Raw genomic sequence first — 15,980 nt, forward strand, 5'->3', positions numbered from 1 at the left:
GTTGCAGTATTATTTAAAAATCGAACTGTATTATTCTCGAAAAAAAAACAATAGAATATCAATAGGTTAAAAATTGCATCTGTATTATTTATTTTTGCCCCTGTCCTACAAAGTGGACCTGTAAGTTCTCATCCTTAAAGCATTAATTGTTTTAGGGAAAAGTTATGAAACTAAAAACTGCCATAGTTGTTCAAAATATACGGTATCAAGCTAAGAGATTAAAACTTTTTGAATGCTTTGCTCATGAAACTCATGAAGATCTTGAGCAAGAACTTTTCTGTGAAATTTGGACTTATCTTGATAGATATGATGAAAGTAAAGGTAGCTTTAACACTTTTGTAGCAAGATTAACTGAACGTCGTGCCAATAACTTATTGGAGAAACAACTATGTATGAAGCGCAATATTAATAACTATGTCAATATTGAGAAAACAGAAGCTTTTGAAGATGAAGTAGCGAAACGTACTGATGTAGATTACATGATTTCAACGCTACCAAGAAAGATGCAAAAGATATGCGAACAACTCAAGTACTTTAACTTATATGAAGTTGCTAAGATGAACAACATATCAAGAACTACTTTAAATACTATGATAAGAAAAATACGTATAAAACTCTCTTCCATCTACTACAAGAGCAAAAAGAAAAATTGAACATAAATTCTACCTTTCCTGAATATATAACATATACCATTGAGGTGAATAAATGACTTTTAAAATTCTAAACAATAATGAAAGATTGAAAACAACTACAGGAATAAAAGTAGTAATTTTTGGTCCTTACGGTATTGGTAAAACCAGCCTCTTAAAGACTATAAGTGAACCAACACTATGTCTTGACTTTGAAGCAGGTCTGCTTGCTGTTCAAGATTGGCAGGGAGATTCAATTAGTGTTCGTACTTGGAATCAAGCTCGGGATATTGCCTGCCTAATTGGTGGTCCGAACCCTGCACTAAAATCTGATCAAGCGTATAGCCAAAGACACTATGAGCACGTATCAAGTAAATACAATGAAGAGTTTTCTAAATATCGATGTATTTTTATTGATAGCATCACTGTAGCATCACGTCTTTGTCTCTTATGGGCAAAAATGCAACCGGAAGCTTTTTCTGAGAGAAGTGGAAAGCAAGACATGAGAGCTGCTTACGGAATACTTGCGCAAGAGATGATGGCTTGGCTCAATCAGTTTCAACATATCAGAGATAAAGACATCATAATAGTTGGCACATTAGGTCAATATCTCGATGACTGCAATCGTCCAACTTGGCTACCTCAATGTGAAGGAGCTAAAACTGCTAGTGAGATTCCAGGGATAGTTGATGAGGTAATCAGCATGGTTGGAATCAAGAAAGATGATGGTACAGAGAAACGTTCATTTGTCTGTCAGACTATTAATACTTGGGGATACCCAGCTAAAGATCGCAGTGGCTGCCTGAATATGGTTGAGGAACCACATCTAGGTAAATTACTTGCGAAAATTAAAGCCAAAACTTTGGCTCCTATTGTTTAATTAAAAATTGGAGAATAATTATTATGGAACAAAGCTTTTTCAATATCGGTCAAAAAATTCCCTTTTTCAGCATAAAAGAGTATTTAAACGACAAAGCACCGATACCAGAAGATATAATCGCACCAAGGATTTTAACAAAAAGAGGTCTATTGGTACTAGGTGGCCCACCTAAAATTGGCAAAAGCGATTTTCTAATTTCATGGCTTGTCCACATGGCTGCTGGAGTTTCATTTTTGGGTATGACTCCAAGCAAACCTATGAAAATTTTCTATCTGCAAACTGAAATTGAATATGAATATATGAAAGAACGTTTGCAACAACTTCAACTGGATAACGAACTTTTGAATATAGCTGCCAATAACTTAATCATTACACCAAGAGTACAATTATCTTTCAGCAGTGAAGAAATAGATGAAATTAAAAATGTTATCAAAGAGCGTTTCAAACCTGATATTATTGCCGTCGATCCTCTTCGTAACATTTTTAACTCAAGTGAATATGGCAATGAAAACGACAATAGCGCTATGTTATTCTTCTTGCAAAAAACACTTGAAAGACTGAGAAATGTTATCAATCCAGATTCGGGCATAATACTCACTCACCATACAAAAAAACTATCCAAAAAAATGTTAGAAGAAGATCCATTTCAAGGCCTAAGTGGTGCTGGATCTTTACGTGGATTTTATAGCACTGGCATGGTGATGTTTGCTCATGATGAGGAAAGCACTGTCCGTCAAATAGTATTTGAGCTTCGTAATGGTGAACGTGTAGCAAATAAGCTTGTTGATAAGATAGATGGTCGTTGGAAGCTTGCAGACCAATGGAGTAACTGATTTTTACTTAATTTATAGGAGGACAATATGTTATCAGATTTTTTAACTGATTTTAATAACGCAAAACTGCAGAGCAATTTAATACCAAAAGGTACAATAGTCAAGGTAAAAATGGCAATAAAGCCTGGAGGTTATGAAAATTGGTTCACTAAAAGCTATGCTACCGGCAGCATCTATTTAAACGCTGAATTTACCGTCACTGAAGGTCAATATGCAAAACGTAAGATTTTTCAAGTAATTGGTATTAAAAGTGGCAAAGCAAGCGTTGAAGGAGAAGATACTTGGGGAGAATCTGGACGTTCTATGCTTAGAAGTATTTTAGAGTCAGCACGGAACATTCATGCAAATGACACTTCAGAAAAAGCAGTGATTGCTAGAAAAATCAACTCTATAGCTGATTTTAACGGGTTAGAGTTTACTGCAAAAGTTGGTATTGAAGCCGACAGTAGATACGGAGATAGAAACAGAATTGCTACAGTTGTTACTCCAGAACAAAACAATGGTATTGAATCTGACTGGTTGCCATTTTGAAGTACGACGAAGAGAAGCTCTGGATTGCTGTAATTGAGAGAGCTATCAAAGATGCAGCAGTAGAGCTAAAGAAAGAAGCAATTAAATGCAGAGTCTTTTGAAACTGTTTGTGAGCTAGCTAATCTCAGCTCTAAACGTATGAAAAGTATGTATGGGGGTTTTATGCAGAGAAAGGAAATAAAAGGATTATTGATTGATAATATTAAGGAGTGTGTACCTTACCTAATTCCAAACGGTAATTTTTATCGAGAGAGGACTTATGTTGGCAATTGTGATGGGGATACGATTACAGTTAAAATAGTGGGTAAAGAAGCTGGAAATTGGCGTAATTTTACTAAAGGAATCAGTGGTGATATTATTGATCTTTGGACTTTAGTTAAAGGTGATATAAATTCCGCTAAGAAGTGGTTAAATACTAAAGAAAACACAACAGAACATAAAATTACATCGTTTTCAGCAAGGCATTACTTGAATGATAAATCACCAATGCCAAAAGATATAATAGGCCCAAGAATTCTAACTCCAAGTGGTCTTTTAGTTATAGGTGGAACTCCAAAAATAGGAAAAAGTAATTTTCTACTTTCCATGTTAGTACATTTAGCTGCTGGAGTATCATTTCTTGGTATGAAGCCTGCAAGGCCACTTAAGATATTCTATCTACAGAATGAAATGGAATATAGAGAGCGCTTACAGAAGCTAAGAATCAGCAAGAAAATCCTTGATGAAGGAACAGAAAACTTAGTTATTACTAAAAAAGTACAGTTAACTTTGAATGTGGAAAAAATAAAAGAAATTATGTCGGAAAATCTCGATGTAAAAACAGTTGATCTTATAGTGATAGACTCTCTTTTTGATTATAGGAGTATGATCTCTTTTCTGCAAAATAGTATTGATGAACTACGCTCTATAACTAATCCTGCTGCTGGAGTAATAGTTACACATTACACCAAAAAAATGTCAACAACCACGTTAAAAAAGAATCCATTTCAAGCATTGAGTGGTGCTAATGTTTTAAGAAGTTTATATACATCTGGAATAATGATATTTAGGCCAGAAAGGAATACTCTGCAATTGATGTACGAACTTAAAAACGGCAAACCAATACCAACAAAATTCATAAATATGGTTAACGGACGCTGGATAGCTACAGCTTAACCAAATTTCTAAACTTTAAATATATTGGAGATTTTATGGATATCTATTGTGATTTTAATACTGCAGCTCCACGAAAAAATGCACCGTTAGTAGAAAAAGAACAACTTAAAGCTCAGCTTCTGTTAAATATCAGATCATGCCTTTCTTATCTATTGCCAAGAGGGATTTTTCGTGGTGATAAGTTTTATGTAGGCAATATACAAGGTGATAAAGGAAAGAGTCTAGTAGTAGAATTAAGTGGCAGTGAAGCTGGCCTATGGCATGATTTTGCAACAGGAGAAGGTGGTGACATTATCGACCTTTGGGCAGAAGTGCATAGAAAAAGTACTAGAACAGAGTTTACTGAAGTAATGGACTCTATAGCTGAATGGCTTGGTCATTTTAAAAAGATCAAAACTGACAAAACTGCAGGTAATCCAACTGCATATTGGGATTATTACGATGAAAAAGGCCAAGCTCTTGTTAGAGTATATCGTTATGATGATGATAGTGGAAAGAGATATCTTCCTTTTGATATCAAAAAATCCACCTTTAGTGTACCAGAGATAAGGCCACTATATAATATTCCAGGTATTTTAAAGTCCGATAAAGTTGTTCTGGTTGAGGGAGAAAAATGTGCAGAAGTGCTGATAGAGAAAGGAATAATTGCAACAACAGCAATGTCAGGAGCAAATGCACCTATTGAGAAGACAGATTGGACTCCACTTAAAGGTAAACACATTATTATATGGCCAGATAATGATGAACCAGGCAAACGATATGCTGAAAATGCTGCAAAAAAGCTGTTAGATCTTGGAGTTGCATCACTTGCTGTGCTTGAAATTCCTCAAGATAAGCCTGAGAAATGGGATGCCGCTGATTGTGTAAAGGAGGGTATAAGCATTGAAGAATTTTTAGCTTCAACTCCTTTACTTACTATTGATACCCCATCTACTGACATTCCAAATACTTCAAATATGAAAAGTTTAGAAAGATCTACAAAACAGCCGCTTAACATTTTAGACTGGAGTGTGAGTCGTTATTTAGGTTCAGTACCAATACAAAGGTTTCTTGTTGAAGGGTTATTTCCTTTAGGTGTTACCTCAATAGTAGCTGCTATGGGAGATACAGGTAAAGGTATGCTACTCCTTGACTTGGCACTTAAGGTTGCAAGTGATGCAGATCAGATATGTGGTTTTGGTTCCCTTGTTACAGAGCATGGATCAGTGGTGATTTTTTCAGCAGAAGATGATGCAGGTGAGATACACCGTCGTCTTGATCGTCTTGATCCTGGTAGCAAGAGAGCAGAATATCAAAATCGATTATTTATTATACCTATTCCAAATACGGGAGAGCCCTTTTCTATAGTGAAAAGCAACATGCGTGGTAAATGTCCTGAAACTTCAGATAAATTCGAAGACATCTGTGGACAATTAGATAAAATTAAAGATCTAAAACTAATAGTATTTGATCCACTAGTATCATTTGTCCATGCTAATATAAACTCAGATCCAGAAATGGGATATTACGCAATTGGGCTACTTGCAAGCTTAGCAAATAAAACAGGAGCAGCTGTAATTGTAGCACATCATATGAGAAAACCTAAGTGCAGTGAACCGATTACGACTGTGGAACAGGCAAGAGATGCGATAAGAGGTACAACTGCACTTGTTGATGGTGTGAGGTGTTCTTTTGCATTATGGCCTGCTTCAACAGAGCATCAGAATACTGTGTTTAATACATTAAAGGTTAATAAAGTTAATAATGCAGTATACCAAGGAGCTATAGTTAAGTCTAATGGAGCAACAGATAGGAATATAAGAACTTACTTACGCTCCTCAACTGGCTTGCTTGAGGATATATCTGAGGAATTTAAGCTTGGAAAATTATCTGATGAATACTTAAAAAAGATACTGATGCAAGCTATTGCAGTGTCAGCAGAAGAAGGTCATCCGTTTACTCATACAGGTGGACCAGGAGTGTTTCAACAACGGCATAGATTACCAGCTGCATTTCATGGTGTTAGTAGGCATAGACTTGAACGTTTAGCACAGGAACTATTAAACGAAAGAAAAATAGTAAAAGGTATGGCTACAAACTCAAAAGAGGATAAATGGCTTGATATCAAAACTGGTTCTTTTGCCAGAGGAGAAGGTAAGTTTAAGCTAGGTGCAGGAAGGTTTGAAATAGGTAACTTCTAAAAAATACTTAAAGCTCACTTATGAAAGTTTTGTGGGTTCATTTTGTCTCTCTGAAAGTAAGGTTTTAAGAACAAAAAATGAATTCCACACGACCAAATTTCCATGATTTCCGGAAAATTTATCAAGATTTGGAAATTAGAGTATATTCACACTTAAACTATTGAAATTCGTTGATTTTTAGCCATCTAATATAAGAAATATTACGTTTCCATTTCCAAAAAATTTAGCTAATTTGGTAATACTCAAACCCGCTACAGTGGCTGATTTCCACTTTCCGAGAATCTTATATATTATATATATATAAATAATAATAAATGATATAATAATAAACTAATATAAAATACAATAACTATAGTAATGGTTCATAGTAACTTTTGAGCAAAAAGAAAGAAGTTTGGAAAAGTAGTCACTAATAAAAATACAACACAGAGACAAAAATATGAAAAACCTACTATTGCATTTTGAACAACTTGAAAAAAAAGATGAAGGACCTAAAAGTGAAAGACAAATGCTTACAAAAGACAAAACAATTTATAATAGCATTTTAAAAAGACTCTATGACCCGAGGGTACAATTATACCACCTTGACCTAAAGAATGCTTATAACAGCCCTTAAAAGCCGATTAACACCATGTCTTAACTTATAAGAAAAACCTTATGTTAATTTTATCACGTTTTACTTTAGTTGTAAAGAAATTTTTTTAATGTATGACAGATTTGTATAGTCGATATTTTACGTAACTTATGGCGTTTAATTGGTTATTTAGTATCTCTAAAACTTAACGAGTTGCTTTTATAACCAAAGTAAAAGGGTTAATACGGTAACCATAATCTCTACGCGATGATCCAGGCCAACCAACTGTTTGAATCACATCATTACGTTCGATGTTTAGTCCTAACTTTTTGGCTAATGTAGTTTTTATTGTTCTTTGGATTGTGTTTAGTGGTTTTCTGATGTGATGTTCTGGATCTGCTTCTGGATCAAGATTTAGGCGCTTTTCTATTTCAGTTATGCTAAGCAACATGTGTTTTTCAGGAGGTAATTCTTTTTTACAATCATTCAAAAATTGTTCAAATAATACGCGCAAAACTTTCATACATGCTACAGCTTTCTTATTTAGAATCTCTATATTGTTTACGTAAAGTGAGCCCTCTATCAATTGCAACTTTAGTAATTCCTTCTCTTTAGAAGGTTCAATTAGATTAAGTGCAGTATGTAAGATTTGCATTGAAGTATTTGGTATGAACTCTAGTACTCCTCTTTGTGCTGCTTCTTGGAATACTTCAATTAAAGTCTTATGCTGAAAGAAAAGGTCAACCATTTTTACTATGGGCAAATCAAGAGGTATGTTTGATGGATTTTTTCTCAGTATTATTAATACAGTTGGATTAGCTTTAAGCTTATCTATCGTTAAGAATGTTGGATTGGTGCAAAAATCAAGAACAATGAGATTTACAAATTGACCTTGTCCACCAACATGATAAACTCCACTTTCCACTTTTTGCCACATAAAATTTGTATCACTTAGCTGACCTTCAAACCAATGCATGATTTTCTCTGGGTTTAAATATACAGATAAGCGATGAAATCTTTGCTTCTTGTAGGTATTAGGTAAAATATCACGGTTGCAATTTTCACAAATTATATTATCGCATGCTTCGTTAAAGTCCTCATCAATGAAAATCTCATTGTTACAGTATGGATCAACTATATTTGGCCAATCTAATTTATCTTGTCTACGAGAGCAGATAATGTAAGACCTCTCTTGCATCTTAATTAATTCAAGATCTGACAAATACCTTGCTGCTTTGATGTAATTTTGATTTGGGTTAACCCAAGAGCTGCCAGAATTAAGAAGATCAGAGATTTGCTCTTGGCAAGATTGTAAGACCATAAAATTGTTTTATGTATGCTTTAAAATCCTCTCTTTCCCTTTTATTCAGAGGATGTTCAGAGTAGTAAATTGCTATATACTCATCACTTCGCTTGAAAAATAAGCCTATCTTTTTGCCTTGAAATATTACTTTAATCGACTCTATCAATGGTACTATGTCTCCTACAAATGGCTTTAAAACATGCAATTCCGGTGCAATAGGATCATATGGAGCGACAGTCAAAGTGATATTAGTATAGCTGTAATTGAAACGATTTGACTGAAACTTTAACTCAAAAACACGAATATTTGAATCAGATTCATTAATACAAGTTTCTATAAATTTATGCACCTGTTCCGCGAAGTTTTTATCCTGCACATCTACAAAAATACATTCGCAGCCAAAGTAACAACTTGCAATGCTATTTGCTATTTCTATAGCTTGATCAATATTTCTAGCACCAAGATCTACCTGAGTGCCATTTAGTAGAAAATCCAAAATCATCCACTCTGCCTTATGGCCATGAATAACTTTGTTTGAATTTAACAACAAATCTATATCGCTAGCTTTGCGTATTAACACATATAAACGATTCTGATGATAGAAGAAACCTTGTAGTTGATTCTCGAAACTGTCATTTCTCTTAATGTTATCTTCTTTCAGTATTTGTTGTATGATTTCCTCTGAGATAAAGTCCTTAAATGGAGTACTTGGTCGTCTTGGTATTTTTTGTAAGGCAAAAGACATGAAACTCTTTCTTTGTATTTTTTCAAAGTGATAGACAGACTTTAAAAGATTGTAATCTGCATGAAACAGTAGAAACAGCAAAGACTTCTTATCATATTTATTATTATTTTTTACAAGGTAGGATTTCATGAGTTCTGTAGTTAATGCAGATCTTGCAATTTCACTGACAGTAACTTCTAGTTTTGCACGGTCAAAACAGGTAATCAAGTAGTAAGTAACGAGAGAATCGGAATAATTAGCAATCACTTTACGTTTGTATTGTACAGATGTATTATCGTAACTTTCATCATCAAAGAGTTGAGCATTTAATTTATCTTTAAAGGAGTTTTGAAAAATAATATTTAATTGCTTACCAGAAAGTGAATCTATCCAAGACTGACGTATTTTTGTATTGTGAAAACGGTCAAGCAAATGGTTAACAGGTACTTCTAAATCATCTTCCCAAAATTTACGATTTGGATAAATGTTCATAAGAAACTAACCACACCATAATAACATAATAGACTATTTAAATAGTTAAGATAGAAATCTGAAAGTCTTGACCAATAATTATGCAATGGCTGTTTACTGATTTTTAACCAAGTTTTTTCTAAAAAGTTTGCTTAAGAAGAAGATTTTTTGGACAAAAATTTTTCAAATCCTGAATATATATTATATAGCACTCTAGCGAAACAAACTCTGAATATAAATGTCAATCCTAACACTGGACCTTGGCAAGCAAACGGGCTGGGCAATTCTAACAGATGGAATAATTCAAAGTGGAAGCAAAAGCTTTCATGGTAGTCGTTTCAGTGGAGGTGGCATGTGCTTCTTGAATTTTCGTAATTGGCTTAATTCTTTGAAACATGAGTTCACTGCAGTGTATTTTGAAGAAGTGAGAAGAAATCTAGGAACTGATGCAGCGCATTGCTACGGTGGTTTTCTTGCCGTTCTATCTGCTTGGTGTGAAGAACATCATGTGCCATACAAAGGTGTTAATGTTAAAACTATCAAACGCTTTATAGCTGGTAATGGCAATGCAAGTAAAAGTGAAGTTATTGAAGCGATACGTGAAAAAGGTTTTTTGCCTAAAGATGATAATGAGGCCGATGCTTTGGCATTAATGTTCTATATCAGTAAAGATTTTAACATATCAAAAATACCATAAAAGTGGGTCCTTTCGGCCATACTGGCGGGTTTGGTGGGTTCGACCTCAGGCCTTCTTTAGCGTCAGACATATTTTGAATATTAACCTTTTAATTATTAAGAATTTAAATTATATGAATTTAGCAATCCACTACTATCCTGTTGAAAACCTCGTCGAATATAAGCGTAATCCTCGTAAAAATGATGACGTAGTAAATAGAATGTGTGCTTCAATCAGGGAATTCGGCTTTCGTATACCAATAGTTGCAAAAAGCGATGGAACTGTGGTTGATGGTCATTTAAGACTTAAAGCAGCAAGAAAACTTGGTATGGAAAGTATTCCAGTAGTCCTCAGTGATAATCTAAATGAACCACAAACCAAAGCTTTTCGATTGCTGGCAAATCAATCAGCTAATTGGGCAAAGTGGGATGATGAGCTTTTGAAAGTAGAAATTCAAGAGTTAGAAGATTTACAGTTTGACTTAAAAATGACAGGGTTTGAATTAGAAAAAGTTCAACATTTCCTTGATGATTTAGATAGTGAAAAAGAAGATCTTTCTGACTTAGTTGTTGATGACAAAAAGGTAGAAATAACAAAACCAGGTGATTTATGGATTTTAGGTGATCATCGAATCTATTGTGGTGATAGCTCTGTAGTTGAATCATATAAAGCGCTGTTAGATGATAAAATGGCAGACATTACTGTTTGTGATCCTCCATATAACGTTGATTATGGTAATAGCCAAGACAAAAAGATATTAAATGATAATCAAGGTGAAAAGTACGAACTTTTTCTCTATGACATCTGTTCCCATATTTTAGCATATACGAAAGGTGCAATTTACATCTGCATATCATCATCAGAGTTTTCAACGTTGCAAAAAGCATTTGAAGAGGCAGGAGGAAAATGGTCAACATTTATCATTTGGGCAAAGAATCATTTTACGCTAGGCAGGTCTGATTATCAAAGACAATACGAAGCAATGCTCTATGGATGGAAAAGCGGCAATAAACGTGAGTGGCATGGTGGTAGAAATCAAAGTGATCTGTGGTTTTATGATAAGCCAACGCATAATACACTACATCCAACGATGAAGCCAGTAGAGCTAATGGAGAGAGCAATAGTAAACAGCAGCAGACCAGGAGACATAGTACTTGATCCATTTAGCGGTTCTGGAAGTACACTGATTGCATGTGAGAGAACAGGAAGAATTTGCAGAACAATAGAGCTAGATTCAAAATTTGTAGATGTAACCATAAAACGTTGGCAAATATATACCGGAAGAGATGCCATTTTAGCCGGTACTGGTAAAACTTTTGCAGAAATTCAAGGAGAAAAACAGTAGGAAAAAAGTGAAAATTACACAAACAGAATGGGCAAGAGAGATAGGAGTATCAAAGCAATATGTCTGTTATTTAGTAAAGAAAGGAATAGTTGAGTTGGAGGATGGTTTGATCAATAGAGAACAAGCAAATGAAGCAGTAGCGGCAATAAGAGATCCAAGTCAGCCACTGAGGAGGAAAAATCCAGAAAACGAAAATACAAGTAACCTTTCCACGATGTTGCTAAAAACTAGAATAAAAAATGAAATGGAACGTGGTAAACTGCTTGAGGCAAAAGCTAGGGCTGAGATTGGTGAACTTGTAGCAGTAGAGGAAGTAAAAACTGAAGCATTTAATGTAGCAAGAGTTGTCCGTAATAATCTGCTTAATATTCCAAATAGAGTGTCAGCACTACTTGCATCACTGAGTGACACTGAAAAGATTCATATGGCGCTAACCGAAGAGATTACAAACTCATTACAAGAATTATCTAATATTAAGTTTTAAATAATGTCTGCTAACTTAAGTTTAGAATTAATAAAGTGTCTAACCTGGATTAGATGTTAATGTCAGAGGATTAAATGGAAAGACACCGCTACATTATGCAGTAGAAATTAACGAGCTTAGTATGGTTGCGCTCTTACTCAATAGGAAAAATATTAATCCACTGATCACTGATGATGATGGTAAAAGTGCGCTCTCTTGTGCAAGAAAAGATAGCTTACTTCATTTAGCTGCGATGTTGAATGAAGCAAATGCTGTAAGGTTTTTACTCAACAAAGGAGTTAATGTTAATGAGCAGAATGCTTTACTACATACACCGTTACACTTAGCATCAGGAGCTGGACATGAAGAAATTGACCTTACCCAGAAAAAGTAGACAGGTAGTTAAGACGTTTTTTTCATGAAAATGATGAATCAAATTTTTCAGGAATGCAATAGTTAATAGTAGAATGTCTACGTTGTTTGTTATAAAAAATTTCTATGTATTCAAATATTGCGGTTCTAGCTTGTTGTGCGGAGTGTTGTGAGGTATCAATGAGTAATTCCCTCTTTAGTGAACTAAAAAAGCTCTCCGAAACAGCATTATCGTAACTTTGTGACTCATGCTAGAAATAATACTTTTTGTATTCAGTAAAAATCTCTAATTTTTAGAGGTGTACTGTGATCCTTGATCGCTATGAAATAGTAGATTTTTAACGGGTTTGCGCCTATCAACAGCCATCAATAAAGCATCTATAACTAATTGCTTATTTATTGAATTACTCATTGACCAACCAACTACCATGCGTGAATATAAATCTATTATTGCTGCCAAATATAGCCATCCTTCGTTGGTGTTTATGTATGTAATCCCATATCTTGTTTGGCTGATCAGTGGTGAAATTCTGATCCAATATGTTAGGAGTTATAACTCTATTGTCTGTTTGAAGTTTCTTAGTCTTAAACCTTCGTCTAAGTTGGGCTTGAATGCCATTTTCCTGCATAACATTTTGCACTGTTTTGATGTTATAATTTTTACCTAAAACCTTTAATTCAGCGTGGAGCTCCGTATCTGCATTGTGACGCTTGATATATCTTTTGAATATCTTTTATGAGCTCTTCTCTTGTTGATTTTTTATTACTTTTTTCCTTAGAAATCCATTTATAATAACCACAAGCAGATACGTTCAAAAACCTGCATAGCTCTCTTATTTTACAGCAGTTTTCATGCTCTTTTATAAAAGAATATTTCACTCTTTTTGGTTTGCAAAATATCCCAGGGCTTTTTTTAAAATATCTCTTTCTCTAGTTACTCTTGCCAGTTCTTTCTTTAAATCAAACTTTTCTTTGTCGCAATGAGCTACTTTCCCTTTTCCTGGAAACGCATCTACTCCAGACATTCTATCATTGTATGTTTTTACCCATCTGCTTAATGAATCACCGCTAATACCCAAATCTCTTGCTATTTTTGCTGATGATTGACCTGTTTCTTTTACTAGTCTTATAGCTTCAATTTTGAATTCTGCTGTATATTCTTTTCTTTTTGTCATACTACACCTCTTTGAAAAAACGTTTTATTTTACTTCAAAAACGTCTTAACTACCTGTCTACTTTTTCTGGGTAAGGTCAATTTTTTATAACAAACAACGTAGACATTCTACTATTAACTATTGCATTCCTGAAAAATTTGATTCATCATTTTCATGAAAAAAACGTCTTAACTACCTGTCTACTTTTTCTGGGTAAGGTCAGTACAAAATTACGCAAAATAACTTATCTTCCAGAGTTGGTAGTTGTGATCTTCTACCATGGCACTTTTTCTGTTTTTCAAGTTTTTTCCACTCAGACCTCACTTTTTCCACCACCTTTTCAAACTCCTCTATAGTTAAACCTGTTATATTACGAAAGTTTCTTGGGTGCTTCTTCATTTTATAGTAACTAAAGCTCATTTTTTACCTTACTTGATCTGCTTATTCTTCTTCTACCTCTCTTACATCACTTTTTCAATCACCTTTTGCAGAAGGTCTTGAGATGAAAATAGTTAAGACCTATATTTGATATCACTATTATAAGAGCATGATGCTTTAAAGGAGTGGAAAACTGCTGAAGTTTTACAGCAAACCTGCATATAGCTGTTTCATACCAAGTTTCATTGGTAGTAGAACAAATGAAAAAGAGCTCTTTTTCCCTCTAATTTGGAGAGTTAAGCAAATTTATAACTTGTTCCATTTTTTTCCAATAGTGAATGTTTGGTATAAAACATTGTTAATTTAAAATAATTGTTGAAGTACTTATGATATTGGCTTACAATGAGCTGAGCACGTATGTTATTAGGTATAAAGAAATGGACAATAGTATAGTTCTCTTCTTGTTAAATTGTTTGAAGAACAAGCTTAAGTCGTTGTTCGATGTTAGTAGAAGTTTGAATGAACAGGTGGATCAATTGCAATCTGTAGCGCTAGCGACAAAAGATGAATTTATTCAAAAGTGTTCCAGTGATAATGATTTTAGAGCTTTATGGAGTTTGTGCTACAATCTGAAAGAATCCTCCGGGCTTGTGTCTTTCAATGCTGAGGATTTTTATAGGCTTGTTTCCTCTGGTGAAGCATTAGGATCAATACCACGATTTGATTCTAATAAGCAGGATTTTGTTAGTCTTTTGGAAAGCTTTTCTCAATCTATCAGTACTTTTTCTTCTATGGTAGAGGGTTTGGAGACTTCCATTGAGAAAGGGGATCGCTTGTACTCTTCCTTCAAAAAGCTAATCCATTCTGTCCGTGATGCTTCGTCAGATGTTTCTAATCTGCTCAGATTTGCCAAATCGGAAAGTAAGGAACAAGTCTTTCGTCGTGCAATTGATCTGTGTTTCCTGGAGATGGAAGGAAGAAAAGTACCTAGGGACATGGGTGCTACTTCTAGAGAGAAATCAAGTTCAGAAAGTAGACCATTCTCTTCCAAAACAGCTGGTAGCGATGAATATAGGACAGTACGTTTTACACGACAAGACTCTTCAAGTAGGAGTGAAAGTTACCGTAAAAGGTTGGATTCTGAAAACTATAAGTCAGTCTCTAAGGACACAGGTGCTATTTCTAGGGAGAAACTAAGATCAGAAGGCAGACTATCTTCGTCTAGAACAGCTGATAGCGATAAATGTAGGACAGCCTCTCTTACACGACAAGACTCTTCAAGTAGGAGTAAAAGTTACCGTAAAAGGTTGGATTCTGAAAACCATAAGTCAGTCTCTAAGGACACAGGTGCTATTTCTAGGGAGAAACTAAGTTCAGAAGGCAGGCCATCTTCCTCTAGAACAGCTGATAGCGATAAATATAGGACAGCGTCTCTTACACGACAAGACTCTTCAAGTAGGAGTGAGAGCTATCGTGAAAGGTTGGGTTCTGAAAACTGTAAGGCAGTCTCTAATGGTGTGGGTGCTATTTCCGAAGAGAAACCAAGTTCAGAAAGTAAATCATCTTCGTCCAGAGCGGCTGATAGTGATGAACATGGGACAGTGCTTTTTACACGACAAGACTCTTCGAGTGGTAATGAAAGTCGTGGAAAGGTGAGAAATAAAAGATGTGAGAGTTTTTCTGATGTTGGCAAGCCATATGATAGAGTAGGAGGCAGAAGTGGCCGTCAAGGTTTTGCGGATAGAGATCACTTTTCAGTGTACCAGCCCCCGCTTTATTTCAACCGTCCACCTGCATTACATCCATTTTTTAGGCCCTTTCACCCCTTTCCTAATCGTTTTCGTCCACCTTTTCAAGGCTTCCCATTTCCCATGTCACGTCACCAGTTCTTGCCTAGTTACCATAGCATGCCTAATCTTTCTAGACGTCCTAATGTTTTTCCTACTTCTCCTCCTGTTTCAGATATTGTTCATGGTAGTACTTCTTTCTTGTACGGTAGTAGTTCTTGCTCTAGAAATGTATCCCCTCTTGCTAGCTCTACTACTAGTATAAGTAATATTGATTCTGATGAAAATGTATCACCTGTTGCTAGTGTAAGTAATGTTGATTCTATATCCTCTCTTTCTGATAACGTTCCCTCTGGTATGTTACAGGACGCACAATGTTGTCAAGAATCTAAGAAGGATCTTGCGCGGTAAAATATCACTTATTGTGAAGAGAGGTCTTGTTGTTTCTGTTCTTGATTTTTTCAGTTAACCTTGTCTATGTGGGTTGAGTTGCATGATGAGCTTGCCTCTTTACATGTATTAACT

General features: G+C 35.0%; 15 protein-coding genes and 2 pseudogenes. 11 read left to right on the top strand and 6 right to left on the bottom strand.

The genetic code is table 11. From position 1 onward, the window contains the following. Positions 1–164 precede the first annotated feature (164 nt). The 6 genes from AB3210_RS02430 (at position 165) to AB3210_RS02455 (ending at position 6,208) form a co-directional block, all read left to right on the top strand. Complete coding sequence (locus tag AB3210_RS02430; RefSeq protein ID WP_264377110.1) at positions 165–653, top strand: sigma-70 family RNA polymerase sigma factor; 489 nt, start codon at positions 165–167, stop codon at positions 651–653. Positions 654–705: 52 nt separating this feature from the next. Beyond that, the gene (locus AB3210_RS02435; protein ID WP_264377111.1) at positions 706–1,509 is read left to right on the top strand and encodes an ATP-binding protein; all 804 of its coding nucleotides are present in this window, start codon (positions 706–708) and stop codon (positions 1,507–1,509) included. A gap of 23 nt (positions 1,510–1,532) precedes the next feature. Further along, positions 1,533–2,342, top strand: coding sequence for an AAA family ATPase (locus tag AB3210_RS02440; RefSeq protein WP_367363649.1), 810 nt, complete (start codon positions 1,533–1,535; stop codon positions 2,340–2,342). A 27-nt stretch (positions 2,343–2,369) separates the two neighbouring features. Further along, on the top strand, positions 2,370–2,873 hold the full coding sequence (locus AB3210_RS02445; RefSeq protein WP_230609029.1) for a hypothetical protein: 504 nt from the start codon (positions 2,370–2,372) through the stop codon (positions 2,871–2,873). Positions 2,874–3,035: 162 nt separating this feature from the next. Next, on the top strand, positions 3,036–4,028 hold the full coding sequence (locus AB3210_RS02450; RefSeq protein WP_264690046.1) for an AAA family ATPase: 993 nt from the start codon (positions 3,036–3,038) through the stop codon (positions 4,026–4,028). Positions 4,029–4,063: 35 nt separating this feature from the next. Beyond that, complete coding sequence (locus AB3210_RS02455) at positions 4,064–6,208, top strand: AAA family ATPase (protein ID WP_264690047.1); 2,145 nt, start codon at positions 4,064–4,066, stop codon at positions 6,206–6,208. Positions 6,209–6,987: 779 nt separating this feature from the next. On the opposite strand, the gene AB3210_RS02460 is transcribed toward AB3210_RS02455, so the two are convergent. Next, entirely contained in the window at positions 6,988–8,103 is a 1,116-nt protein-coding gene (locus AB3210_RS02460; protein WP_264953165.1) for a hypothetical protein, read from the bottom strand. Further along, complete coding sequence (locus tag AB3210_RS02465; protein WP_230609158.1) at positions 8,069–9,301, bottom strand: hypothetical protein; 1,233 nt, start codon at positions 9,299–9,301, stop codon at positions 8,069–8,071. The genes AB3210_RS02460 and AB3210_RS02465 overlap by 35 nt, the downstream gene beginning before the upstream one ends. Before the next feature lie 217 nt (positions 9,302–9,518). Between AB3210_RS02465 and AB3210_RS02470 the strand changes: the two genes are divergently transcribed. The 4 genes and pseudogenes from AB3210_RS02470 to AB3210_RS02485 all read left to right on the top strand — a co-directional run. Continuing rightward, on the top strand, positions 9,519–9,977 hold the full coding sequence (locus tag AB3210_RS02470) for a crossover junction endodeoxyribonuclease RuvC (protein ID WP_367363650.1): 459 nt from the start codon (positions 9,519–9,521) through the stop codon (positions 9,975–9,977). A gap of 112 nt (positions 9,978–10,089) precedes the next feature. Continuing rightward, positions 10,090–11,301, top strand: coding sequence for a DNA modification methylase (locus AB3210_RS02475; protein WP_230609160.1), 1,212 nt, complete (start codon positions 10,090–10,092; stop codon positions 11,299–11,301). A gap of 7 nt (positions 11,302–11,308) precedes the next feature. Continuing rightward, positions 11,309–11,785, top strand: a complete 477-nt coding sequence (locus AB3210_RS02480; RefSeq protein ID WP_230609162.1) for a hypothetical protein — start codon at positions 11,309–11,311, stop codon at positions 11,783–11,785. Positions 11,786–11,788: 3 nt separating this feature from the next. After that, positions 11,789–12,137: pseudogene (locus tag AB3210_RS02485) on the top strand (ankyrin repeat domain-containing protein); the annotation flags it as partial. 43 nt (positions 12,138–12,180) lie between these two features. Here the strand turns inward: AB3210_RS02485 and AB3210_RS02490 are convergent. From AB3210_RS02490 to AB3210_RS02505, 4 genes and pseudogenes are all read right to left on the bottom strand, one after another. Then, positions 12,181–12,318: an IS3 family transposase gene (locus tag AB3210_RS02490; RefSeq protein WP_353272237.1), complete on the bottom strand. Its 138-nt coding sequence runs from the start codon at positions 12,316–12,318 to the stop codon at positions 12,181–12,183. Between the two features lie 104 nt (positions 12,319–12,422). After that, a complete protein-coding gene (locus AB3210_RS02495) occupies positions 12,423–12,596 on the bottom strand; it encodes a DDE-type integrase/transposase/recombinase (protein ID WP_230609163.1) in 174 nt (57 codons plus the stop codon). 415 nt (positions 12,597–13,011) lie between these two features. Next, on the bottom strand, positions 13,012–13,311 hold the full coding sequence (locus AB3210_RS02500) for a transposase (RefSeq protein ID WP_064085359.1): 300 nt from the start codon (positions 13,309–13,311) through the stop codon (positions 13,012–13,014). A gap of 201 nt (positions 13,312–13,512) precedes the next feature. Further along, a pseudogene (locus tag AB3210_RS02505) lies at positions 13,513–13,710 on the bottom strand (IS5/IS1182 family transposase); the annotation flags it as partial. Between the two features lie 395 nt (positions 13,711–14,105). On the opposite strand from AB3210_RS02505, the gene AB3210_RS02510 reads away from it, so the two are divergent. Continuing rightward, a complete protein-coding gene (locus AB3210_RS02510; protein ID WP_230609167.1) occupies positions 14,106–15,866 on the top strand; it encodes a hypothetical protein in 1,761 nt (586 codons plus the stop codon). Positions 15,867–15,980: the final 114 nt, after the last annotated feature.

The organism is Wolbachia endosymbiont (group B) of Scrobipalpa ocellatella, assembly GCF_964188425.1.
GTDB lineage: Bacteria > Pseudomonadota > Alphaproteobacteria > Rickettsiales > Anaplasmataceae > Wolbachia.

Excerpts from the sequence above, each read along its gene's own strand:
- AB3210_RS02475 (WP_230609160.1), top strand. The coding sequence starts at position 10,090 with ATGAATTTAGCAATCCACTACTATCCTGTTGAAAACCTCGTCGAATAT.
- AB3210_RS02500 (WP_064085359.1), bottom strand. The coding sequence starts at position 13,311 with ATGACAAAAAGAAAAGAATATACAGCAGAATTCAAAATTGAAGCTATA.
- AB3210_RS02460 (WP_264953165.1), bottom strand. The coding sequence starts at position 8,103 with ATGGTCTTACAATCTTGCCAAGAGCAAATCTCTGATCTTCTTAATTCT.
- AB3210_RS02450 (WP_264690046.1), top strand. The coding sequence starts at position 3,036 with ATGCAGAGAAAGGAAATAAAAGGATTATTGATTGATAATATTAAGGAG.
- AB3210_RS02470 (WP_367363650.1), top strand. The coding sequence starts at position 9,519 with ATGTCAATCCTAACACTGGACCTTGGCAAGCAAACGGGCTGGGCAATT.
- AB3210_RS02510 (WP_230609167.1), top strand. The coding sequence starts at position 14,106 with ATGGACAATAGTATAGTTCTCTTCTTGTTAAATTGTTTGAAGAACAAG.
- AB3210_RS02430 (WP_264377110.1), top strand. The coding sequence starts at position 165 with ATGAAACTAAAAACTGCCATAGTTGTTCAAAATATACGGTATCAAGCT.
- AB3210_RS02440 (WP_367363649.1), top strand. The coding sequence starts at position 1,533 with ATGGAACAAAGCTTTTTCAATATCGGTCAAAAAATTCCCTTTTTCAGC.
- AB3210_RS02445 (WP_230609029.1), top strand. The coding sequence starts at position 2,370 with ATGTTATCAGATTTTTTAACTGATTTTAATAACGCAAAACTGCAGAGC.
- AB3210_RS02455 (WP_264690047.1), top strand. The coding sequence starts at position 4,064 with ATGGATATCTATTGTGATTTTAATACTGCAGCTCCACGAAAAAATGCA.
- AB3210_RS02435 (WP_264377111.1), top strand. The coding sequence starts at position 706 with ATGACTTTTAAAATTCTAAACAATAATGAAAGATTGAAAACAACTACA.
- AB3210_RS02465 (WP_230609158.1), bottom strand. The coding sequence starts at position 9,301 with ATGAACATTTATCCAAATCGTAAATTTTGGGAAGATGATTTAGAAGTA.